At 44.9% G+C, this 22404-nt stretch carries 20 protein-coding genes, 1 tRNA gene and 1 pseudogene; 15 read left to right on the forward strand and 7 right to left on the reverse strand.

The genetic code is table 11. The features are described 5' to 3' along the window. The 15 genes and pseudogenes from HMPREF9007_RS18075 to HMPREF9007_RS18005 all read left to right on the forward strand — a co-directional run bounded on the left by HMPREF9007_RS18075 (position 1) and on the right by HMPREF9007_RS18005 (position 15943). Positions 1-1554, forward strand: a complete 1554-nt coding sequence (locus HMPREF9007_RS18075) for an SLC13 family permease (protein WP_008760692.1) — start codon at positions 1-3, stop codon at positions 1552-1554. 16 nt (positions 1555-1570) lie between these two features. Next, complete coding sequence (gene cysC, locus HMPREF9007_RS18070; RefSeq protein WP_008760693.1) at positions 1571-2176, forward strand: adenylyl-sulfate kinase; 606 nt, start codon at positions 1571-1573, stop codon at positions 2174-2176. A gap of 8 nt (positions 2177-2184) precedes the next feature. Continuing rightward, positions 2185-3105, forward strand: a complete 921-nt coding sequence (cysD, locus tag HMPREF9007_RS18065; protein WP_255309879.1) for a sulfate adenylyltransferase subunit CysD — start codon at positions 2185-2187, stop codon at positions 3103-3105. 40 nt (positions 3106-3145) lie between these two features. Then, complete coding sequence (gene cysN, locus HMPREF9007_RS18060; protein ID WP_008760695.1) at positions 3146-4603, forward strand: sulfate adenylyltransferase subunit CysN; 1458 nt, start codon at positions 3146-3148, stop codon at positions 4601-4603. An 11-nt stretch (positions 4604-4614) separates the two neighbouring features. Further along, entirely contained in the window at positions 4615-5721 is a 1107-nt protein-coding gene (locus HMPREF9007_RS18055; RefSeq protein WP_008760696.1) for a sulfotransferase, read from the forward strand. Between the two features lie 18 nt (positions 5722-5739). Beyond that, on the forward strand, positions 5740-6708 hold the full coding sequence (locus tag HMPREF9007_RS18050) for a PCMD domain-containing protein (RefSeq protein WP_008760697.1): 969 nt from the start codon (positions 5740-5742) through the stop codon (positions 6706-6708). 318 nt (positions 6709-7026) lie between these two features. Further along, positions 7027-8172 (forward strand): OmpA family protein, encoded by a 1146-nt coding sequence (locus tag HMPREF9007_RS18045; RefSeq protein ID WP_008760698.1) that lies wholly within the window; start codon positions 7027-7029, stop codon positions 8170-8172. A gap of 76 nt (positions 8173-8248) precedes the next feature. Beyond that, positions 8249-8665, forward strand: coding sequence for a Holliday junction resolvase RuvX (gene ruvX, locus HMPREF9007_RS18040; RefSeq protein WP_008760699.1), 417 nt, complete (start codon positions 8249-8251; stop codon positions 8663-8665). Positions 8666-8709: 44 nt separating this feature from the next. Beyond that, entirely contained in the window at positions 8710-9264 is a 555-nt protein-coding gene (def, locus tag HMPREF9007_RS18035; protein WP_008760700.1) for a peptide deformylase, read from the forward strand. A gap of 76 nt (positions 9265-9340) precedes the next feature. Continuing rightward, positions 9341-11393: pseudogene (locus HMPREF9007_RS18030) on the forward strand (tetratricopeptide repeat protein). 82 nt (positions 11394-11475) lie between these two features. Beyond that, a complete protein-coding gene (gene thrS, locus HMPREF9007_RS18025) occupies positions 11476-13416 on the forward strand; it encodes a threonine--tRNA ligase (RefSeq protein WP_008760701.1) in 1941 nt (646 codons plus the stop codon). A 71-nt stretch (positions 13417-13487) separates the two neighbouring features. Further along, the gene (infC, locus tag HMPREF9007_RS18020) at positions 13488-14093 is read left to right on the forward strand and encodes a translation initiation factor IF-3 (RefSeq protein WP_008760702.1); all 606 of its coding nucleotides are present in this window, start codon (positions 13488-13490) and stop codon (positions 14091-14093) included. Between the two features lie 73 nt (positions 14094-14166). Then, positions 14167-14364: a 50S ribosomal protein L35 gene (rpmI, locus tag HMPREF9007_RS18015; protein ID WP_004297539.1), complete on the forward strand. Its 198-nt coding sequence runs from the start codon at positions 14167-14169 to the stop codon at positions 14362-14364. Between the two features lie 99 nt (positions 14365-14463). Then, positions 14464-14814 carry a 50S ribosomal protein L20 gene (gene rplT / locus HMPREF9007_RS18010; RefSeq protein ID WP_004297540.1) on the forward strand — a complete coding sequence of 117 codons (351 nt, stop codon included), beginning with the start codon at positions 14464-14466 and terminating at the stop codon, positions 14812-14814. Between the two features lie 358 nt (positions 14815-15172). Continuing rightward, positions 15173-15943 (forward strand): EFR1 family ferrodoxin, encoded by a 771-nt coding sequence (locus HMPREF9007_RS18005; protein WP_008760703.1) that lies wholly within the window; start codon positions 15173-15175, stop codon positions 15941-15943. On the opposite strand, the gene xpt is transcribed toward HMPREF9007_RS18005, so the two are convergent. The 7 genes from xpt to HMPREF9007_RS17970 all read right to left on the reverse strand — a co-directional run bounded on the left by xpt (position 15937) and on the right by HMPREF9007_RS17970 (position 22345). Next, complete coding sequence (gene xpt / locus HMPREF9007_RS18000; RefSeq protein WP_008760704.1) at positions 15937-16509, reverse strand: xanthine phosphoribosyltransferase; 573 nt, start codon at positions 16507-16509, stop codon at positions 15937-15939. The genes HMPREF9007_RS18005 and xpt overlap by 7 nt on opposite strands. A 96-nt stretch (positions 16510-16605) precedes the next feature. Further along, positions 16606-17913, reverse strand: a complete 1308-nt coding sequence (locus HMPREF9007_RS17995) for a phenylacetate--CoA ligase (RefSeq protein WP_008760705.1) — start codon at positions 17911-17913, stop codon at positions 16606-16608. An 11-nt stretch (positions 17914-17924) separates the two neighbouring features. Further along, positions 17925-18509: an indolepyruvate oxidoreductase subunit beta gene (locus tag HMPREF9007_RS17990; RefSeq protein WP_008760706.1), complete on the reverse strand. Its 585-nt coding sequence runs from the start codon at positions 18507-18509 to the stop codon at positions 17925-17927. 3 nt (positions 18510-18512) lie between these two features. After that, the gene (locus HMPREF9007_RS17985; protein ID WP_008760707.1) at positions 18513-20105 is read right to left on the reverse strand and encodes a thiamine pyrophosphate-dependent enzyme; all 1593 of its coding nucleotides are present in this window, start codon (positions 20103-20105) and stop codon (positions 18513-18515) included. A gap of 80 nt (positions 20106-20185) precedes the next feature. Next, positions 20186-21223 (reverse strand): endolytic transglycosylase MltG, encoded by a 1038-nt coding sequence (mltG, locus tag HMPREF9007_RS17980; RefSeq protein WP_008760708.1) that lies wholly within the window; start codon positions 21221-21223, stop codon positions 20186-20188. A gap of 104 nt (positions 21224-21327) precedes the next feature. Next, complete coding sequence (locus HMPREF9007_RS17975; RefSeq protein ID WP_008760709.1) at positions 21328-22206, reverse strand: DNA/RNA non-specific endonuclease; 879 nt, start codon at positions 22204-22206, stop codon at positions 21328-21330. Positions 22207-22272: 66 nt separating this feature from the next. Then, positions 22273-22345, reverse strand: a tRNA-Thr gene (locus HMPREF9007_RS17970). Positions 22346-22404 lie beyond the last annotated feature (59 nt).

The following is a 22404-nucleotide window of genomic DNA, read 5'->3' on the forward strand; positions in this document are numbered from 1 at the left end:
ATGACATTTGAAATTGTATTTGTACTATTATCCTTATTAGGAATGATGGCTGCCCTGATCGCGGATAAGATGCGGCCGGGCATGGTGCTCTTTTCGGTAGTGGTTTTATTTCTGTGCATCGGCATTCTGACTCCGAAGGAAATGCTTGAAGGTTTCAGTAATAAAGGAATGATTACCGTCGCCTTGTTATTCCTGGTTAGTGAAGGTATCCGTCAGTCGGGTACATTAGGGCAAGTGATCAAGAAACTGCTTCCGCAGGGGAAGACGACGGTGTTTAAAGCGCAGCTGCGTATCCTGCCGTCTGTTGCATTCATTTCTGCCTTTCTGAATAATACTCCGGTGGTAGTCATCTTTGCCCCGATCATCAAGCATTGGGCGAAATCGGTAAAACTTCCGGCCACCAAGTTCCTGATTCCCCTTTCTTATGTGACTATCCTCGGCGGTATCTGTACGCTGATCGGCACTTCTACCAATCTGGTAGTGCATGGTATGATTCTGGAAGCCGGCTATGAAGGCTTCACCATGTTCGAACTGGGAAAGGTCGGCATCTTTATTGCCATTGCCGGTATCATATATCTTTTCATTTTCTCCAAACGGCTCTTGCCCGATGCACGTCCGGATACGGCTGTACCCGATGAAGAAGTGGAGGAAGGAGAGAAGCTGCATCGTGTAGAAGCTGTATTGGGAGCCCGTTTCCCCGGTATCAACAAGAAACTGAGTGATTTCAATTTCCAGCGTCACTATGGTGCGGAAGTGAAAGAGATCAAAACACGTAACGGTCAGCGCTATGTCGATCATCTGGAGGATGTAGTGCTCCGTGAGGGTGATACGCTTGTGGTGATGGCGGATGATACGTTTATCCCGACTTGGGGAGAATCTTCGGTATTCGTGCTGCTTACCAACGGCAATGATCCGGATACTTCGGGAAAGAAGAAGCGCTGGTTGGCGCTAATCTTGCTGGTACTGATGATTGTCGGTGCTACGGTGGGCGAACTGCCGGCAACCAAAGAGATGTTTCCCGATATCAAGCTGGATATGTTTTTCTTTGTCTGCATTACTACTATTATCATGGCGTGGACCAATATTTTCCCCGCCCGTAAGTATACCAAATATATTTCGTGGGATATTCTGATTACGATTGCCTGCGCGTTTGCCATCAGCAAGGCTATGGTGAACTCCGGTGTGGCCGATTGTGTGGCAGGATTTATCATCGGTTTGAGTGACGATTACGGACCGCATGTATTACTTGCTATATTGTTTGTCATCACGAATTTGTTTACGGAACTGATCACGAACAATGCGGCTGCGGCTCTGGCATTTCCGTTGGCACTGTCCATCTCGGCGCAGTTGGGCGTAAGTCCGACACCTTTCTTTGTCGTGATCTGTATGGCTGCGTCTGCCAGCTTTTCCACACCGATCGGTTATCAGACTAATTTGATTGTGCAAGGTATCGGCAACTATAAGTTTACGGATTTTGTCCGTATCGGTCTGCCGCTCAATATCATCACTTTCTTAATCTCTGTGATCCTGATCCCGTTGATCTGGAACTTTTAATAAACATATTCTATAAATGGAAGAAAAAAATCATATATATCCGATTTTTGACCGCATGATGACGCGGGAGGACAAAGAAGAACTTCTGGGACAGCATAGCGTGATGATCTGGTTTACAGGTCTGAGCGGATCAGGTAAAAGTACGATTGCGATTGCATTGGAACGTGAACTCCATAAGCGCGGACTGCTTTGCCGTATTCTGGATGGAGACAATATCCGCAGCGGTATCAACAATAATCTGGGCTTCTCCGAAACTGACCGTGTAGAGAATATCCGTCGTATCGCCGAAGTATCCAAGTTGTTTCTGGACAGCGGCATCATTACGATTGCGGCATTTATCAGTCCCAATAATGATATCCGTGAAATGGCAGCGAATATTATCGGAAAAGATGATTTCCTGGAAGTTTTCGTAAGCACCCCGCTGGAAGAGTGTGAAAAGCGGGATGTGAAAGGACTGTACGCCAAAGCGCGCAAGGGAGAAATTCAGAATTTCACCGGAATTTCCGCACCGTTTGAAGTGCCCGAACATCCGGCCTTGTCATTGGATACTTCGAAGCTGAGTCTGGAAGAGTCGGTCAACCGCCTGTTGGAGATGGTGTTGCCGAAAATAGAAAAGAAATAAATGAAGAAATTTCAAAAAAGATGGAAGAATATAAACTGAGCCATTTGAAAGAACTCGAAGCCGAGTCAATTCATATCATCCGCGAGGTGGCGGCGGAATTTGAGAATCCGGTGATGCTGTACAGCATCGGAAAAGATTCTTCGGTGATGGTGCGCTTGGCTGAAAAAGCGTTTTATCCGGGAAAAGTTCCCTTCCCGTTGATGCATATCGATTCGAAGTGGAAGTTTAAGGAAATGATCCAGTTCCGCGACGAATATGCCAAGAAACATGGCTGGAACCTGATTGTGGAAAGTAATATGGAAGCGTTTCATGCAGGGGTAGGACCTTTCACGCATGGAAGCAAGGTACATACGGACCTGATGAAGACTCAGGCATTGCTGCATGCGCTGGATAAATATAAATTTGACGCTGCATTCGGCGGCGCGCGCCGGGATGAAGAAAAGTCACGTGCCAAGGAGCGTATCTTCTCTTTCCGTGATAAATTCCACCAGTGGGACCCGAAGAACCAGCGTCCTGAATTGTGGGATATCTACAACGCCCGTGTACACAAAGGTGAGAGTATCCGTGTGTTCCCGATCAGCAACTGGACGGAGCTGGATATCTGGCAGTATATCCGTCTGGAGAATATTCCGATCGTTCCGCTGTATTATGCCAAGGAACGTCCTGTGATCAATCTGGATGGTAATATCATCATGGCGGATGACGACCGTCTGCCGGAAAAATATCGTGATCAGATCGAAATGAAGATGGTGCGTTTCCGTACTCTGGGCTGCTGGCCGTTGACGGGCGCAGTAGAGAGCGGTGCGGCTACCATCGAAGAGATCGTGGAAGAGATGATGACGACTACCAAGAGCGAACGTACTACCCGTGTGATCGACTTTGACCAGGAAGGCAGCATGGAGCAGAAGAAACGTGAAGGGTATTTTTAAGCAATTAAAAATGAATGATTAAAAAAACTAAAAGTTGGAAATGGATAATAAGCTGGATATAAAGACCTTTCTGGATAAAGACGAACAGAAAGACTTGCTGAGACTGTTGACTGCCGGTTCGGTGGATGACGGAAAATCGACTTTGATCGGACGTCTGTTGTTTGACAGTAAGAAACTGTACGAAGATCAGCTGGATGCATTGGAACGTGACAGTAAGCGTGTAGGTAATGCAGGCGAACATATAGACTATGCTTTGTTGCTCGATGGATTGAAAGCGGAGCGTGAGCAGGGGATTACGATTGATGTGGCTTACCGCTACTTCTCTACCAATGGCCGTAAGTTTATCATTGCGGATACTCCGGGACACGAACAGTATACACGTAATATGATTACCGGTGGCTCTACGGCCAATCTGGCAATTATCTTGGTAGACGCCCGTACGGGTGTGATTACCCAGACCCGTCGTCATACTTTCCTGGTATCTCTGCTGGGCATCAAGCACGTGGTGCTGGCGGTCAATAAGATGGACCTGGTGGACTTCTCCGAGGAACGGTTCAACGAGATTGTATCGGAATACAAGAAATTCGTAGAACCGCTGGGTATTCCGGATGTGAACTGTATTCCTCTTTCTGCTTTGGACGGTGACAACGTTGTGGATAAGTCCGAACGCACACCATGGTATAAAGGAATCTCTTTGCTGGACTTCCTCGAAACGGTTCATATCGATAATGATCATAACTTCACGGATTTCCGTTTCCCTGTGCAGTATGTGTTGCGCCCGAACCTTGACTTCCGTGGTTTCTGCGGTAAAGTGGCATCGGGTATTGTCCGCAAGGGAGATACAGTGATGGCATTGCCTTCCGGAAAGACTTCCAAGGTGAAGAGTATCGTGACATACGACGGCGAACTGGATTACGCTTTCCCGCCGCAGTCGGTTACACTGACACTGGAAGACGAAATCGACGTATCCCGTGGTGAAATGCTGGTGCATCCGGACAACTTGCCGATCGTTGACCGCAACTTCGAAGCGATGATGGTATGGATGGATGAAGAACCGATGGACATCAATAAATCGTTCTTTATCAAGCAGACTACCAATTTGAGCCGTACCCGCATCGACGCGATCAAATATAAAGTGGATGTCAACACGATGGAGCATCTTTCCATTGACAATGGACAACTGACAAAGGACAATTTGCCATTGCAGCTCAATCAGATCGCCCGCGTTGTGCTGACTACTGCCAAGGAGCTTTTCTTCGATCCTTATAAAAAGAATAAATCTTGCGGTTCTTTTATCCTGATCGATCCGATTACGAATAATACCTCTGCCGTAGGTATGATTATCGACCGGGTGGAAATGAAAGATATGGCTGCCACGGACGACATCCCCGTACTGGATTTGTCGAAACTGGACATTGCCCCGGAACATCACGCCGCCATAGAAAAAGCCGTGAAGGAACTGGAACGCCAGGGACTCTCCATAAAAGTGATTAAATAAAATGTAGAACGATGGGATTACTTGAATTTAATAAACTTCCGATTAATACGTTGGTAGGTGCCGACTGGAAAACGTTTAAGGCAATCACTGCCGGCCGTGATATTGATGCTGCTTATAAAGGCAAGTACCGGTTGACGAAAGCGGTGTGCCGCCTGCTTTCTCCGTTGGCTGCATTGCAGGATAAACGCTACGAAAAGTTGTTGGCCAATCAGCCGCTGGAACATGATCCGGTATTCATTCTGGGACACTGGCGGAGTGGAACTACTTTTGTACATAACGTGTTCTCCTGCGACAAGCATTTTGGGTATAACACAACTTATCAGACCGTATTCCCGCATCTGATGATGTGGGGACAGCCTTTCTTCAAGAAGAATATGAGCTGGCTGATGCCGGACAAGCGTCCGACGGATAATATGGAGCTGGCAGTGGATCTTCCGCAGGAGGAAGAGTTTGCATTGTCGAACATGATGCCGTATACCTATTATAATTTCTGGTTCCTGCCGAAATATCAACAGGAATATGCGGACAAGTATCTGCTGTTTGATGATATCACGGACAAAGAACTGAAAGTGTTTGAAGAGGTATTCACGAAATTGATCAAGATTTCTTTGTGGAACACCAAGGGTACGCAATTCCTCAGCAAGAACCCTCCTCATACGGGCAGGGTGAAAGAATTGGTGAAAATGTTCCCGAACGCCAAGTTTATCTACCTGATGCGTAATCCGTATACGGTATTTGAATCTACACGCAGTTTCTTTACAAATACAATCCAGCCTCTGAAACTGGAGGATGTCAGCAATGAACAATTGGAGGAGAATATCCTTTCTATTTATGCAAAGCTGTATCATAAGTATGAATCGGATAAGAAATTCATTCCGGAAGGCAATCTGATCGAAGTGAAGTTTGAAGACTTTGAAGCGGATGCGATGGGAATGACGGAGAATATTTATAAGTCACTTTCTATCCCCGGCTTCGCCGAAGCACAAGGAGATATCGAAAAATATGTCGGCGGCAAGAAGGGATATAAGAAGAATAAGTATAAATATGATGACCGGACGATTCGATTGGTAGAGGAAAACTGGGATTTTGCTTTGAAACAATGGAACTATAATTTATAAAAGAAAGGATAAGTATTGATGATTAAGAAAATGGTTCATCGCCTGTTTCTGACAGGCTTCGTTGCATTTTTTTCTTCCTTGTCTTTGATGGCGCAGCATAAAGTGGAGATTGTCCCCTTCGGGGATATGGACCAATGGGTGGACCGCCAGATAAAAGAGTCGGGGATTATCGGAGGGAATACGAAGAATGTGTATGAGATTGGTCCGACGACTGTAATTAAGGGAGATCAGGTGTATAAGAATATGGGTGTCTCACCGTGGGCGACTTCGAATGTGATGGCGAAAGTGGCAGGTATTACCAAGACAAATACGTCGGTTTTTCCGGAGAAACGGGGAGACGGTTACTGTGCACGCCTGGATACGCGTATGGAGAGTGTGAAGGTACTGGGGCTTGTCAATATAACCGTATTGGCTGCCGGCTCTATCTTTACGGGATCTGTGCACGAACCGATCAAGGGTACCAAAAACCCGCAGAAGATGCTTCAGACGGGGATTCCGTTTACCAAGAAGCCGGTTGCCCTTCAGTTTGACTATAAAGTGAAGATGTCCGACAGGGAAAAACGTATACGTGCTACCGGTTTCAGTAAAATTACAGATGTAGCAGGCAAGGATTATCCGGCTGCTATTTTATTTTTGCAGAAACGCTGGGAGGATGCCAACGGAAATGTTTATGCCAAGCGTATCGGAACGTTGGTGACTTATTACTATCACTCTACCGACTGGAAGAATAATGCCACGTATGAAATTATGTATGGAGACATTACCAGCCGTCCCGAATATAAACCTCACATGATGCGTCTGCAGGTGACTGAGAACTATACAGTCAACAGCAAAGGTGAAAGCGTGCCTATCCACGAAGTGGCATGGGGGGATGAAAATGATGAGCCGACTCATCTGTATCTCCAGTTCACATCCAGTCATGGCGGAGCTTACGTCGGTTCACCCGGAAATTCATTGTGGATTGATAATGTAAAACTGGTATATTAATTAAGGTAGCGGAAAAAATAAGGGATAACCAATGATATAGATTATCATTGGTTATTTTTTTGCTTTTATTTTTCTTTCAAAAATGTTGGCTATACCCTTTGTAGGCTATCCAACACTTTTATCATCCCATATAAATATCACGAAGAAATGTTTTTTTACGAGTTTTTTTGTGTGTATTACAATAAATATCTATATTTGCACTAAATTTAAAGAAAAAGGGTAGAGATTTATATCTCTTTGTTTAAGATTTAGAGCCTGTAGAGTTGTGGTTATAGCGTAACACAAACTGCATTATATTATTTACTAAAATAAATTGAGATGAAAAAGGGTTTATTGTTTATTTTAATGGTAGGGGCTTCTGTGTGCCTGTCTGCTCAGGAAAAAGGAAAAACAGAAGGTAAAGCCTACACTGTAGAGACTAATCGTTTTGGGGCCAATTGGTTCATTAGTGGTGGCGTTGGTGGTCAAATGTACTTTGGCGACAACGACGGTAAAGCGGATTTCGGAAAACGCATTGCTCCGGCACTTGATATTGCCGTAGGTAAATGGTTTACTCCGGGTATCGGATTGCGTGTTGCATACAACGGTCTTCAAGCTAAGGGAGCTGCTCCTAGTGCTAATGACTTGTATACAAAAGGTGGCAAGTATTCTAACGGTTACTACAAGCAGAAATGGAACATGGCTAACTTCCATGGTGATGTTCTCTTCAACCTTTCTAACATGTTCTGCGGTTACAACGAGGATCGTCTTTATTCATTCATTCCTTATGTAGGTGCAGGTGTGGCTCTTTCTTGGTCAGAACCTCATCAACAAAACTTAGGTATCAATGCCGGTTTGATCAACCGCTTCCGTGTATCGGATGCTTGGGATATCAACCTTGAATTGCGTGGCCTTTTGATGAAGGATGCATTCGGCGGAACTTCTAAAGAAGGTATGGCCGGTGTAACTGTAGGTGTAACTTACAAGTTCAAAAAACGCGGATTCAACGCTGTTCCTACTGTACCGATGGTACCGGAAAGTCAGTTGGACGACATGAGAAACAGACTGAACTCTCTGAAGGGTGAAAACGAATCTCTGAAACGTGACTTGGTTGAAGCACGCAACAAGAAGCCGGAAGTAATCGTTAAGAAAGAAGGCGGATTCGTTCCACGTCTGGTTGTTGTATTCAACATTGGTAAGAGCAACATCAGCAAGAGAGAGTACATGAACATCGAAGCAATGGCTAAGGGTATCAAAGCTAATCCGGAAAAGACATTTACTGTTACAGGATATGCTGACAAGGGTACTGGTTCTGCTGAGTACAACATGAAGTTAAGTAAGAAGAGAGCTGAAGCTGTACGTGACCTGATGGTGAACGAATTCGGTGTACCTGCTTCTCAACTGAAGGTTGATTACAAGGGTGGTGTAGGCAATATGTTCTACGATGACGCTAAGTTGAGCCGTGTTGCTATCGTGGAAGAATAATCCACAGTTGAAATAATAGAATAAAAGAGACGTTTCCTTTCGCGGGAAGCGTCTTTTTTGTATTTTTGTACCCCATATGAGCAGAATAGTAGCTATAGATTATGGAAGGAAGCGCACAGGGATAGCTGTGAGCGATACGTTGCAACTGATTGCAAACGGGTTGACAACTGTACCCACACATGAACTTCTGAACTTTATCGGTGAGTATGTGGCAAAAGAACCGGTAGAGCGGATTATTATAGGATTGCCCAAGCAGATGAATAATGAAGCTTCGGAAAATATGAAGAACATCGAACCCTTTGTTCGTTCATTGAAGAAACGTTTCCCGGAACTTCCTGTAGAATATGTGGACGAACGTTTCACATCTGTTCTCGCACACCGTACGATGCTGGAAGCCGGACTGAAAAAGAAAGACCGGCAAAACAAAGCATTGGTGGATGAGATAAGTGCCACTATTATTCTGCAAACATATTTGGAGAGTAAACGTTTTTAATAATAAGACAGAGAATAATTTAATTTTTTAGTAGAGTATAAAGTATGATTTTACCAATTTATGTATATGGCCAGCCTGTTTTGAGAAAGGTGGCAGAGGACATAACCCCGGAGTATCCGAACCTGAAAGAGCTGATCGCGAATATGTTTGAAACAATGGTGCACGCCGATGGCGTGGGACTGGCTGCTCCACAGATCGGCTTGCCTATCCGTGTCGTTACGATTACATTAGACCCGCTTTCGGAAGACTATCCGGAATTTAAGGATTTTAATAAAGCTTATATCAATCCTCATATCATCGAAGTGGGTGGGGAGGAAGTCAGTATGGAAGAAGGTTGTCTGAGTCTGCCCGGCATTCATGAGTCTGTGAAAAGAGGAAATAAGATCCGTGTGAAATACATGGACGAGAACTTTGTAGAGCATGATGAAGTGGTGGAAGGCTATCTGGCAAGGGTGATGCAGCATGAGTTCGACCATCTGGACGGAAAGATGTTTATCGACCACCTTTCGCCGTTGCGCAAACAAATGATAAGAGGAAAATTAAATACGATGCTGAAAGGAAAAGCGCGTAGTTCATATAAGATGAAACAGGTGAAATAAAGATAAAAAACGTTTATATCCCTGTTAAGTAAGCGAAAAGCATTATTTTTGTTTCGTTTACAAGCATAAAATATCAATGATTAAAAGAATACTAACAGTTTTATTGCTGTTCCCCACACTGGTTTGTGCTCAGATTAATACGGAGCGGGTGATGACTATTGCCCGCAATGCGCTGTATTTTGAGGACTACGTGCTTTCTATTCAGTATTTCAACCAGGTAATTAATGCGAAGCCATATTTGTATGAGCCTTATTTTTTCAGGGCGCTGGCAAAGGTGAACCTGGAGGATTATCAAGGAGCGGAAGCGGATTGTGACGAGGCTATCAAACGGAATCCGTTTGTAGTAGGTGCATATCAGGTTCGTGGACTGGCACGGATTCGTCAGAGTAAATTCGACGGGGCGATTGAGGATTATCAGAAAGCATTGCATTATGATCCGGAAAACATCACCTTGTGGCACAATCTGACCTTGTCTCATATTCAGAAAAAGGATTATGACGCAGCCAAGGAGGATTTGGAGAGCTTGCTGAAAGTGTCTCCGCGCTATACACGTGCCTATCTGATGGAGGGGAGAGGTTTCTTTGCAGCAGAAGGATACGGTTGCGGCACTGAAGGACTTTAATACGGCTCTCGAACTGGATAAGTATGATCCGGACGCATGGTCGGCAAGGGCTATTGTCCGCTTGCAGCAGTCCAACTATGCAGAAGCGGAATCGGATCTGGACCGTGCGATTCATCTGAGTGCGAAGAACGCGGGCAATTATATAAACCGTGCTTTGGCCAGATTCCATCAGAATAATCTGAGGGGTGCTATGAGCGATTATGACCTGGCTTTGGATATTGATCCCAATAACTTTATCGGGCATTATAACCGTGGTTTGCTTCGTGCCCGTGTCGGGGATGACAACCGCGCTATCGAGGACTTCGATTTTGTGATTCAGATGGAACCTGATAATATGATGGCTATCTTTAACCGTGCGTTGCTTCGTGCTCAGACGGGAGATTACCGGGGCGCTATCAAAGACTATACGACAGTTATCAACCAGTATCCGAACTTCCTCGCAGGATATTATCATCGTGCGGAAGCCCGCAAGAAGATCGGCGACAAGAAGGGGGCCGAACAGGATGACTTCAAACTGTTGAAGGCTCAGCTTGACAAGCAGAATGGAGGGACGAACAAAGACGTTGCCCAGAATCAGAATAAAGATAAAGAAAACCAGAGCGGCGAGAACGGCGACGAAAGCGAGGAAGGAAAAACTCGTAAGAAGTCTGACAAGAACATGAACAACTATCGCAAGATTGTGATTGCCGATGATTCTGAAGCGGATCAACGCTATACAAGTGATTATCGCGGACGCGTACAGGATAAGAATGTGAACATAAAACTGGAACCGATGTTTGCCTTGACTTATTATGAAAAGTCGAGCGAAGTGAAGCGTTCGGTGAATTTCCATAAGTTTATTGAAGACCTGAATCTGTCGAATGTACTTCCGAAGCGTATCCGTATTACAAATATGGAGGCCCCGCTGACGGAAGAACAGGTGAAATTCCATTTTGCCCTGATTGATGCGCATACATCGGCTATTGTGGACGATGACAAGAGTGCTCCGAAGCGTTTTGCCCGTGCCATTGACTTTTATCTGGTACAGGATTTCTCCAGTGCGGTTGCCGACCTGACTCAGGCGATATTGCTGGACGGAGATTTCTTCCCGGCCTATTTCATGCGTGCACTGATTCGTTGCAAACAACTGGAATATCAGAAGGCTGAACAGGCTGCCGAAGCGGATATGCCGAGTGGCGCTGCTGTCAAGGAAGTGAGTGCGGTGGATTATGAAGTTGTCAGAAAGGACCTGGATAAGGTGATAACTCTGGCTCCGGACTTCGTTTACGCTTATTATAACCGTGCCAATGTGGCGGCTATGCTGAAAGATTACAGGGCTGCGATTGTCGATTACGATAAGGCGATTCAGCTGTCTCCGGACTTTGCTGACGCTTATTTCAACCGGGGACTTACGCATATTTTCCTGGGTAATAATAAGGCGGGAATCTCAGATTTGAGCAAGGCCGGTGAACTAGGAGTTGTTTCTGCTTACAACGTGATCAAGCGTTTCACGGATCAGACAGAATAACATTTTTTTGATAAAAAATAGAAAACTCAAAAGATTTCGTTACTTTTGCGTTCTCATTATGAAAATATAACATCATCATATTATGATAAAGATAACATTTCCCGATGGCTCCGTTCGTGAGTATAACGAAGGAGTGAACGGTTTACAGATTGCAGAAAGTATCAGTTCGCGCTTGGCACAGGATGTACTTGCATGTGGCGTGAACGGTGAGACTTATGATTTAGGACGTCCTATTAATGAAGATGCTGATTTCGTACTTTACAAATGGGACGATGAAGAAGGCAAACATGCATTTTGGCACACAAGCGCCCACTTGCTGGCTGAAGCTTTGCAGGAACTTTATCCGGGTATCCAGTTTGGTATCGGACCGGCTATCGAAAACGGTTTCTACTATGATGTGGATCCGGGAGAAGCTGTGATTAAAGAAAGTGACCTGCCTGTCATCGAAGCAAAGATGCTTGAATTGTCGGCAAAGAAAGAAGCGGTAGTCAGAGAAAGTATTTCGAAGACGGACGCTCTGAAAATGTTTGGCGACCGTGGCGAAACGTATAAATGTGAATTGATCTCAGAACTGGAAGACGGACATATTACTACCTACACCCAGGGTGCGTTTACTGACCTTTGCCGTGGTCCTCACTTGATGACGACTGCGCCGATCAAGGCTATCAAGCTGACAACTGTTGCCGGTGCTTACTGGCGCGGTCACGAAGACCGTAAGATGCTGACCCGTATCTATGGTATCACATTCCCGAAAAAGAAAATGCTGGATGAATATCTGGTGTTGCTGGAAGAAGCCAAGAAACGTGACCACCGTAAGATCGGTAAGGAAATGCAGTTGTTCATGTTCTCTGAAACAGTAGGTAAGGGACTTCCGATGTGGTTGCCGAAAGGTACTGCACTACGTTTGCGTCTGCAAGAGTTCTTGCGTCGTATCCAGACCCGCTATGACTATCAGGAAGTAATTACTCCGCCTATCGGTAATAAGTTGCTGTATGTGACTTCCGGTCACTATGCAAAATACGGTAAGGATGCGTTTCAGCCGATCCATACTCCGGAAGAAGGAGAGGAGTATTTCCTGAAACCGATGAACTGTCCGCATCACTGCGAGATATATAAGAATTTTCCGCGTTCATACAAGGACCTTCCGTTGCGTATTGCAGAATTCGGTACGGTTTGCCGTTATGAACAAAGTGGTGAGCTTCACGGTTTAACTCGTGTACGCAGCTTTACTCAGGATGACGCACATATTTTCTGTCGTCCGGATCAGGTGAAAGATGAGTTCCTCCGTGTGATGGATATCATTTCTATCGTGTTCCGTTCGATGAATTTCCAGAACTTCGAGGCTCAGATATCACTCCGTGATAAAGTGAACCGTGAAAAATACATCGGTAGCGATGACAACTGGGAGAAAGCTGAACAGGCGATTATCGAGGCTTGTGAGGAAAAAGGCCTGCCGGCTAAGATTGAGTACGGTGAAGCTGCTTTCTATGGTCCCAAGCTCGACTTTATGGTGAAAGATGCCATCGGTCGCCGTTGGCAGTTGGGAACCATTCAGGTAGACTATAACTTGCCGGAACGTTTTGAACTGGAATATATGGGCTCTGACAACCAGAAGCACCGTCCGGTGATGATTCACCGTGCACCATTCGGATCAATGGAACGTTTTGTGGCTGTATTGATCGAACACACTGCCGGTAAGTTCCCGTTGTGGCTGACTCCGGATCAGGTAGCTATCCTGCCGATCAGTGAAAAGTTCAATGAGTATGCAGAGCAAGTGAAGATGTATCTGAAAATGCATGAAATCCGTGCTATTGTGGATGATCGTAATGAAAAGATCGGCCGCAAGATCCGTGATAATGAAATGAAACGCATTCCTTATATGTTGATTGTGGGTGAAAAAGAAGCTGAAAATGGTGAAGTTTCTGTTCGCAGACAAGGGGAAGGCGACAAAGGAACCATGAAATATGAAGAATTTGCTAAAATTTTGAACGAAGAAGTTCAGAATATGATAAATAAATGGTAACTTTGCAGCCGTTTCATGATAAATATTTAGTAGAACAATAAAAAAATCAAACTAGGAAGTAAACGTTTTTAATGAAGAATGACACTTTAAAAGGGCAATATAGAATCAATGAACAGATTCGTGCCAAAGAAGTCCGCATCGTGGGCGACGAGATTGAACCGAAAGTATATCCTATCTTTCAGGCCTTGAAAATGGCTGAAGAGAAAGAGCTGGATCTAGTTGAAATTTCCCCCAATGCTCAACCTCCTGTTTGTCGTATTATTGATTACTCTAAATTTCTTTATCAATTAAAGAAACGCCAGAAGGAGCAGAAAGCGAAGCAGGTAAAAGTGAACGTAAAGGAAATCCGTTTCGGACCGCAGACTGACGATCATGATTACAACTTTAAGCTGAAACATGCCAGAGGATTCTTGGAAGACGGGGATAAAGTGAAGGCATATGTATTCTTTAAGGGGCGTTCCATCCTTTTCAAGGAACAAGGTGAAGTGTTATTGCTTCGTTTTGCCAACGATCTTGAAGATTTTGCAAAGGTGGATCAGATGCCCGTACTTGAAGGTAAGCGTATGACAATCCAGCTTTCTCCGAAGAAAAAGGAAATGCCTAAAAAGCCAGTGGCTCCCAAACCGGTAACTCAGGGACAGAAGGCTGAAAAGCCGGAAGCGGGCGAGGAAGAATAAAAAAGAATGAATGCGTGGCGCGCAGGTATAGTGCGTCACCATTATATATTTAATAATTTTAAAAACAAGTAAGATGCCAAAGATGAAGACTAACTCCGGTTCTAAAAAAAGGTTTACCCTTACCGGAACAGGTAAAATCAAAAGAAAGCACGCTTTTCACAGTCACATTTTGACTAAGAAATCGAAAAAGAGAAAAAGAAATCTGTGCTACTCTACAACTGTTGATACAACAAATGTAAGCCAGGTTAAGGAACTCTTAGCAATGAAGTAATCAAAAGCGTACAAAGTATTATTAAAGTATTAACCGAATGCTTTAGCCTGAAGTTCGTTGCGTGAAGTAACGGCGCTAACATTCAAAAAAAGTAAAACTATGCCAAGATCAGTAAATCATGTTGCTTCAAAAGCAAGAAGAAAGAAAATTTTGAAATTAACCAGAGGTTACTTTGGTGCAAGAAAAAATGTATGGACCGTAGCAAAAAACACCTGGGAAAAGGGTTTGACTTACGCGTTCCGTGACCGTAGAAATAAGAAAAGAAACTTCCGCGCTCTTTGGATACAACGTATCAACGCTGCTGCACGTCTTGAAGGAATGTCTTATTCTAAATTGATGGGCGGTTTGCACAAAGCCGGTATTGAAATAAATCGTAAGGTTTTGGCTGATTTAGCTATGAATCATCCGGAAGCTTTCAAAGCTGTAGTTGCTAAAGCAAAAGCTGCTTAAGTTTCAATAGTTTAGGATTTACAAAGTGTCAGTTATCGATCCGATAACTGGCACTTTTCTTTTGTTAGGCGGAGAGAAAGGATGAAAAAAAATGTTAGTGGACGAACAAATTCTTTCTTTTTCTTGCTATTCTCAGAGAATCTTATTACATTTGTGATAGAAAAATATTAGCCGTATCGACTGGATCGGGAAACTCTTCAAATTAATCTGATGCACCGAGAAAGCTTCGTTCTTCAATGGCGGGCCACATCCTTCGGGACAGCTTTAAGCCAGTGGATTACAAAGAGGGCGAGCGCTCAAATCTTGTTCTATCAGAGTTTCATCACATCGTCGATGCGGCTTTTTTATATACTCTTCTATGATATTTTATTTCTCAGGTACAGGTAACTCTAAATGGATTGCTAATCAGCTTTCTAAAGAACAACAGGAAGATTTGTTTTTTATCCCGGACGCATGGAAGAATGACACATGGGAGTTCTCTTTGCGGGAGGATGAGAAGATCGGTTTTGTCTTTCCGGTCTATTCGTGGGCGCCTCCCGTGATTGTACAGGAGTTTATTCGGAAGCTGGTTCTGAAGGGGTATCAGCAGCAATATCTGTTCTTTGTGTGTTCGTGTGGAGACGATACGGGGCTGACCCGGCAGGTGATGGAAAAGGCATTGGCTGCGAGGGGATGGAGATGTAATGCAGGCTTTTCTGTAATTATGCCCAATAACTATGTGTTGTTCCCCGGATTTGATGTGGATAGCAAGGAACTGGAAAAGAAAAAACTGGCAGAAGCGGTTCCGGCTCTTGAAAAAGTCAGTAGACTGATAACCGGGAGAGAAACTGTCTTTGCATGCAAGGAGGGGAGTTTGCCTTTTATCAAGACGAGGATCATCAATCCGTTATTTGTTCGTTATCAGATGTCTCCCAAACCTTTCCATGCAACGAGTGAGTGCATCGGGTGCAAGCGCTGTGAAAAAAGTTGTCCGGTAGGGAATATAACGATGAAGGAAAGAAGACCGGTTTGGGGAAAGAATTGCACCGCCTGCCTGGCATGTTATCATGTGTGCCCTGAGCATGCGGTGCAATATGGTAAAAAGACAAAAGGCAAGGGGCATTATTTTAACCCCGACTCAGCTTATTGATCTTTTATTTTAATACAGCAGTTGGATAAGTCTTCGATTATGGCAAGGCTTTCTACTCTGACACCTTTCTCTTCCAGTATTTTACGTCCATTTTGGAAGGCTTTTTCGATAATGAACCCCATGCCTACCAATTTTGCTCCGGATTGCTCTATGAGGTCGAGAATGCCTAATGCGGCATTTCCGTAGGCAAGGAAATCATCAACAAAAAGAACATTGTCATTTGGAGTCAGAAAATCGGCACTGATCACTACTTCATAATCACGGTCTTTGGTGAACGAGTGTACGGTAGTGCTTAGTGCGTTCTGAATGGTTTTGGGTGATTTCTTTTTGGCGAATACAACCGGTAAGTCCATGAGATAGCCCGTCATGATGGCAGGAGCGATACCGCTTGCTTCGATAGTCATGATCTTGTTTACGTTTGTGGCTGCAAAGCGGCGGACAAATTCTACTCCGATGGATTTCATCAGGACAGGATCCATCTGGTGATTGATAAAACCATCTACTTTAAGGATGCCTCCTTCGTAGCATTTTCCGTCCTGCAGAATTCTTTTTTTTAGTAATTGCATTATAATCTGATAATTAAATAATGTGCTAATATGCCATTTGTTACTGATATCATACAGTATTGGGTTGGCATATTAGCACATCGGGCATTTGAATATTTATTTGTTGTCTCTTAAGTCCTTCACTCTGACGGCTTTTCCCTCGCTCTGCGGGAGAGACCCTTTCTTTACCAGTTTTACTTTCGGGGTAACCAGTATTTCATCTTTTAATTGACGGATAATATCTCTGCGGATCTTTTCCAGTTCGATATAGTTGTCTGTAGAAAGATCACTTAATTCCACTTCGACGATCATCTCATCCTGATTGTTGACTGTCTCCAGCGTAATCAGATAATTGCTGCCTAATTCGGGGAACTGAACCAGAATCTTTTCGACTTGCATGGGGAAGATGTTGACTCCCTTGATGATAAACATATCGTCGCTGCGTCCCTTGATCCGGTCGATGCGGAGATGGGTGCGGCCGCACGGACATTTTCCGGGTAGTATACGGGTAAGGTCGCGGGTGCGGTAGCGGATAAGCGGCATCATTTCACGATCAAGTGTAGTGAGTACCAATTCACCGATTTCTCCTTCGGGAACGGGTTCTCCTGTTTCAGGATCGATGATTTCTACCAGATAGCAATCTTCCCAGAAGTGCATTCCGTTCTGCTCCTGGCATTCGAAGGCAACACCGGGGCCGTTCATTTCCGTCATACCGAAACTATTATATGCTTTCACATTGAGCATCCGTTCTATTTTACGGCGCTGTTCGTCAGTATGCGGTTCGGCGCCGATCACCAAGGTTTTCAGGGTTGTTTCTCTCGGGTCGATACCTTCTTCCTGAAATACTTCGGCAAGACGGATAGCGTAGCTTGGGATGGCGTGTAAGGCGGTAGTCTTAAAGTCACTGATGAATTTAATTTGCCGTTTACTGTTTCCGGCTGCGGCAGGTACGGTAAGGCAGCCAAGGCGTTCTGCACCATATTGGAAACCTAATCCACCTGTAAACATTCCATATCCGGAGCTGTTCTGGAAGACATCTGTCTTGCGGATCCCCACCATGTAAAGGCAACGGGCTACCAGATTTGCCCATGAGTCGAGGTCATGTTGTGAATGTACGATGACTGTAGGGTTTCCTGTAGTTCCACTGGAAGAGTGGATACGTACACCGTCTCTTTTCATGTCGCCGGCCACTAGCCCGAAGGGATAGTTGGCACGCATGTCCGATTTAGTGGTGAAAGGAATTTTGCGGATGTCGTCCAGTGACTGGATACTATCTCCGGTGATGCCGTTTTTGCTGAAAACCTCTTTGTAATAAGGTGAGTTTGCGGCTATGTTAATCGTTTTTTTGAGTCGCTGAAGTTGCAGTTCCTGCAACTTCTCGCGACTCATGATTTCAATTTCTTCTTCCCAGTATTGTGTACTCATGATTGTGATAGTTATTGCATTAGCTTTTCCGCAATTTCCTTGCCGGCAGCCAGTGCTTTAAGATTCATTTCGACAATAGCTTCTCCTTTGCGCAGGAAGATTTCGCGGATACTGTCTTGTACTTTCTCGTAATCGATGCCGAGGAATGGAATGGTTGCGCCCAGCAAAACGATATTGGCAACTCGTGCAGAACCTACTTCTTTGGCTACTTTATCCACGTTCAGTACGATCTTATGCGGCAATTTGTTGATTTCAGCCATTACTTTGTCTTCTTCCGGATAATTGGGGATGTTGACAAACGGAGTTTCGTTGGTTACCAGCCATCCTTCCGGACTGAGATAGGGGAGATAGCGCAGACCTTCCATCGGTTCGAGCGAAATGATAAGGTCGCATTTGCCGGATGGTATCAGATCCGAAGCAATCGGTTTGTCGCTGATGCGGAGGTTGGACTGAACATCTCCGCCACGCTGGCTCATTCCGTGTACTTCTGCTTGCTTCATGTAAAGTCCTTCTTTCAAAGCAGCTTTACCAATAACTGTAGCGATGGACAAAATACCCTGTCCACCTACTCCTGATAATATAATGTCTTTTTTCATGGCTTACTTACTTCTTTTTTTGCGTGCTAATGTTTGAATACACTCTCTGCGCGGGATGATAACGGATACGCCATTGTATTCGATTTCTTCGCGTATGATCTGTCTCATTTCCTCGTGGTTCTTCTTCAATGGAACAACGACACGGATATGGGCAGGGTCGACTCCTAAACCGATACAGATGGATTCAATACGTCCTGTGCCCGCAGAGTCCTGACCACCGGTCATTGCTGTTGTCTCATTGTCTGAAATGACAATAACGACATTGGCATTTTCGTTGACGCAATCCAGCAAACCTGTCATTCCGGAGTGAGTAAATGTAGAGTCACCGATTACAGCTACGGACGGATGAAGACCTCCGTCGGCCGCACCTTTCGCCATTGTGATGGAAGCTCCCATGTCTACGCATGAATTGATGGCGTTGAACGGAGCGTTGGCTCCCAGCGTATAGCAACCGATGTCGCTGAATACTTTATGGGAAGGATATTCTTCTTTGAGTACTTCTGTCAGTGTGACGTACATATCACGGTGTCCGCATCCTTCACACAGTGCGGGAGGACGCATTTCGACTACAGAAGGGACGCCGAATTCCGATTTGTTTTCTTTGCCGACCGCGCGTGCTACAGAGTCCGGATTTAATTCTCCGTCTTGTGACAGTGTGCCGTCCAGACGTCCTTTTACTTTGATACCAATGCCCAGATAGCCTTTCAGATGTTTTTCAACGAATGGCTGTCCGTCTTCCAGTACCAGAATCTCGTCGCAGGATTCAACCAATTGCAGCAATTGCTTTTTAGGCAATGGATACTGGCCGATCTTAAGTACCGGGTATTCACAACCTTCCGGATAGTTTTCCATCAGATAATTGTAGCCGATACCGCAAGCGACGATTCCCAGTTTTTTGTTAGGGCCGTCTATGTATTTGTTGTAAGGAGATTCCTCGGAAGCTTTGATGAATTCGTCCTGGCGGGCAAGCAATACTTTATAGCGTTTGCGGGCATTTCCCGGCAACAGGATAAACTGACGGGGATCTTCACTGAATGAAATGCTGTTCTGTGGCTTCTGCTCTTTGCGCTCTACTCCGGAACGGGAGTGTGCGAGGCGGGTGACCATACGCATTAAGATCGGTTCGCCTGTTTTCTCAGAGAATTCGAATCCGTTGTATACCATGTCGTATGCTTCCTGTTGGTTGCTGGGCTCGTACATCGGTATCAGGGAGAAGTCTCCGTAGAAGCGGCTGTCCTGTTCATTCTGTGAAGAGTGCATGCTGGGGTCGTCTGCCGCTATCACAATCAGTCCTCCCTTCACACCCGTGATGGCAGAATTGACGAAACAGTCTGCAGCCACATTCATGCCTACATGCTTCATGCACACTAAGGCGCGTTTGCCTACAAATGACATACCCAGTGCGGCTTCCATGGCAGTTTTTTCGTTGGCACACCAACGATTATGTATGTTCTGCTCAGTGGTTATAGGCGCCATTTGGATATATTCAGTAATCTCAGTTGAAGGAGTACCGGGGTAGGCATATACACCTGAAAGTCCGGCATCCAGTGCAGCTTGTGCAATGGCTTCATCGCCAAGTAAGAGTTGCTTGCTCATATATTTCCTTTATTAGTGTTGATCACAGTTTGTTATTATATCGGGCAAAGATAGCCTTTTTGGCTCGTTTTATCACAAAATTACTTGAAAATCTTTCTTTCATTAAGTGCTTTCCAATATTTTCTTGCATTTGCCATGTGGTCGGCATAATTGGATGCGAAATTGTGAGTACCTGAAAAATCTTCTTTCGCACACATGTAAATGTAATTGTGTTTCGTGTAGTTTAATACACTGTCCAAGCCCTTTTTAGAGGGGATGCGGATAGGTCCCGGAGGTAAACCGCTGTTGATATAAGTGTTGTAGGGCGAGTTGACTTTCAGATGCTCATTGGTGATGCGTCGCAGCCCGAAATCCTGTAAAGCGAACTTGATGGTAGGGTCTGCCTGCAGGGGCATACCTGTGTGCAGGCGGTTGATGTATAGTCCGGCTACCATCGGCTTTTCTTCGTTGTTGTTGGTTTCTTCTTCAACAATGGAGGCGAGGGTGCAGACTTCTTCCGGTGTCATGCCGATAGCGGTTGCCTGGGCAAGACGTTCGTCATTCCAGAATCGTTTGTGTTCTGTCTGCATACGTTTGAAGAAGTCGTCGACACTCATATCCCAATATACCTGATAGGTCTCGGGGATGAAAAGACAGGGCATGGTGACCGGCGTATACCCCATTTCGGCCTGAAAAGCGGAATCGAATAGTTGGCGGGCTATTTCGGCGGAGTCGATCATCAGTTGCTTGCCGATGCTTCGCGCCAGCCGGTCTAGTGTCCGTACGCTTCCGATAGTGAGATTCATCGGTTCCTGATAACCTCTGAAGAAGCGGCTGAATACATGGTATACGTTTTCGTTGGGGCGGATGGCATAACGTCCGGTATGTATATTCTGGTCGAATTTTCTATATTTTGCCATCCATTGAAATCCGGTGAATTTGTTGACATGACCGGTTTGTCTGATCTTATTGTAGATTGAATCTGCCGTGTCATCCCGGTCTACATATACATAGACGGTTTTGGAGGGATGAAACTGAGGAGCAAAGAGATAATAATAGACTGTTCCTCCGGCAATGGCGCAAAGAAGGAGAGCTCCGGTCAGAACGGATAATAAGATATTTCTTGTTTTCTTTTTCATCTTGTGACGTAACTTTAAAAATTGCGTCAAAGATAGGAAGATTTTGGATAGGAGCGATTCCTTTCAACGATGAATAGTTGAAATCCGACTGATTTTGTCAACTGTTAGCGTGGCCATTGGTAGTAATCGGCATTGGCTTCTACCGCATTTTCTATTTCATCGGGCAGGGGAGAGAAAAAGTCCATATGGGTAAGTTGCTCGATGCTGTCGATTGATACCGCATAGGTGGAAAGGGGCTCTACCGCCTGCCTGTTGTTGAATAAGAACCCGATGCCGCGAACCGGTTTGACAAAAGGAGAGAGGATTACTTTGAAGAATCGTTCGGGCACTGCCACCTTATTTTTTCCGATGGTTTTGGACGGCTTGTCGATGATAGGACCACATATAATGATAATGGCGCTATCGGCTACCGCCCAGTCTCTTATTTTTTCTTCCAGATTTTTCCAGCCTCTTCTGTTCAGCTGAGGATGCTGCGGGCACATATTGCTGAAATAGAAGGATTCTTTCATGACATCCGGACTCCATTTCATGTCGGCGGCCGGTGCCATATGTCCTTTGTCATATCCCGAGCGTGCATAATCCGCATTGGTCGCAATGGCGCCTTTTACTAAAGGATCGGCGATGAAGTTGTCACCTCTCTTTTCTTTTCCTTTGGTTTCCTGACGGGTCAGTTCGTAAGAAACCCAATTCGGAATCTTCAGGTCTTTATTGTAGGAAACTGTATAGCCTTTATGACGAATGATCTGCTCCTGACGGGGAATCAATGAAACGGGAATCTCTAAATCTTTGCCGGATGGAGTGGGGAGGGAGACGGAAGTCTCTATCTGCGGTTTGCTACTGTGCTGGACACTGTATTGCTGATAATACAGATAAAGCCCGTAACAAATGGGAATAAGTACGATGATAGCGATGATACACCCTAATCTTTGATTGGAATGTGACTTCTTTTTCTTAAATAATCTCCTGCTCTTACCTCGTTTCATGCGATTTGCTTTGGGGGTTAATAAGAAAAGCGCTAACTATTCTGTAGTTAGCGCTTTATTGTCAAGAGCCGCTAGCCAGACTTGAACTGGCGACCTACGCGTTACGAATGCGTTGCTCTACCAACTGAGCTATAGCGGCGGTTTGTTTCTCGTTTACGGCGTGCAAAATTACAGCTTTATTTGAGAAAACAAAAGGAT

The sequence above is a fragment of the Bacteroides sp. 1_1_14 genome, from assembly GCF_000162515.1.
Classification (GTDB): Bacteria; Bacteroidota; Bacteroidia; order Bacteroidales; family Bacteroidaceae; genus Bacteroides; species Bacteroides thetaiotaomicron.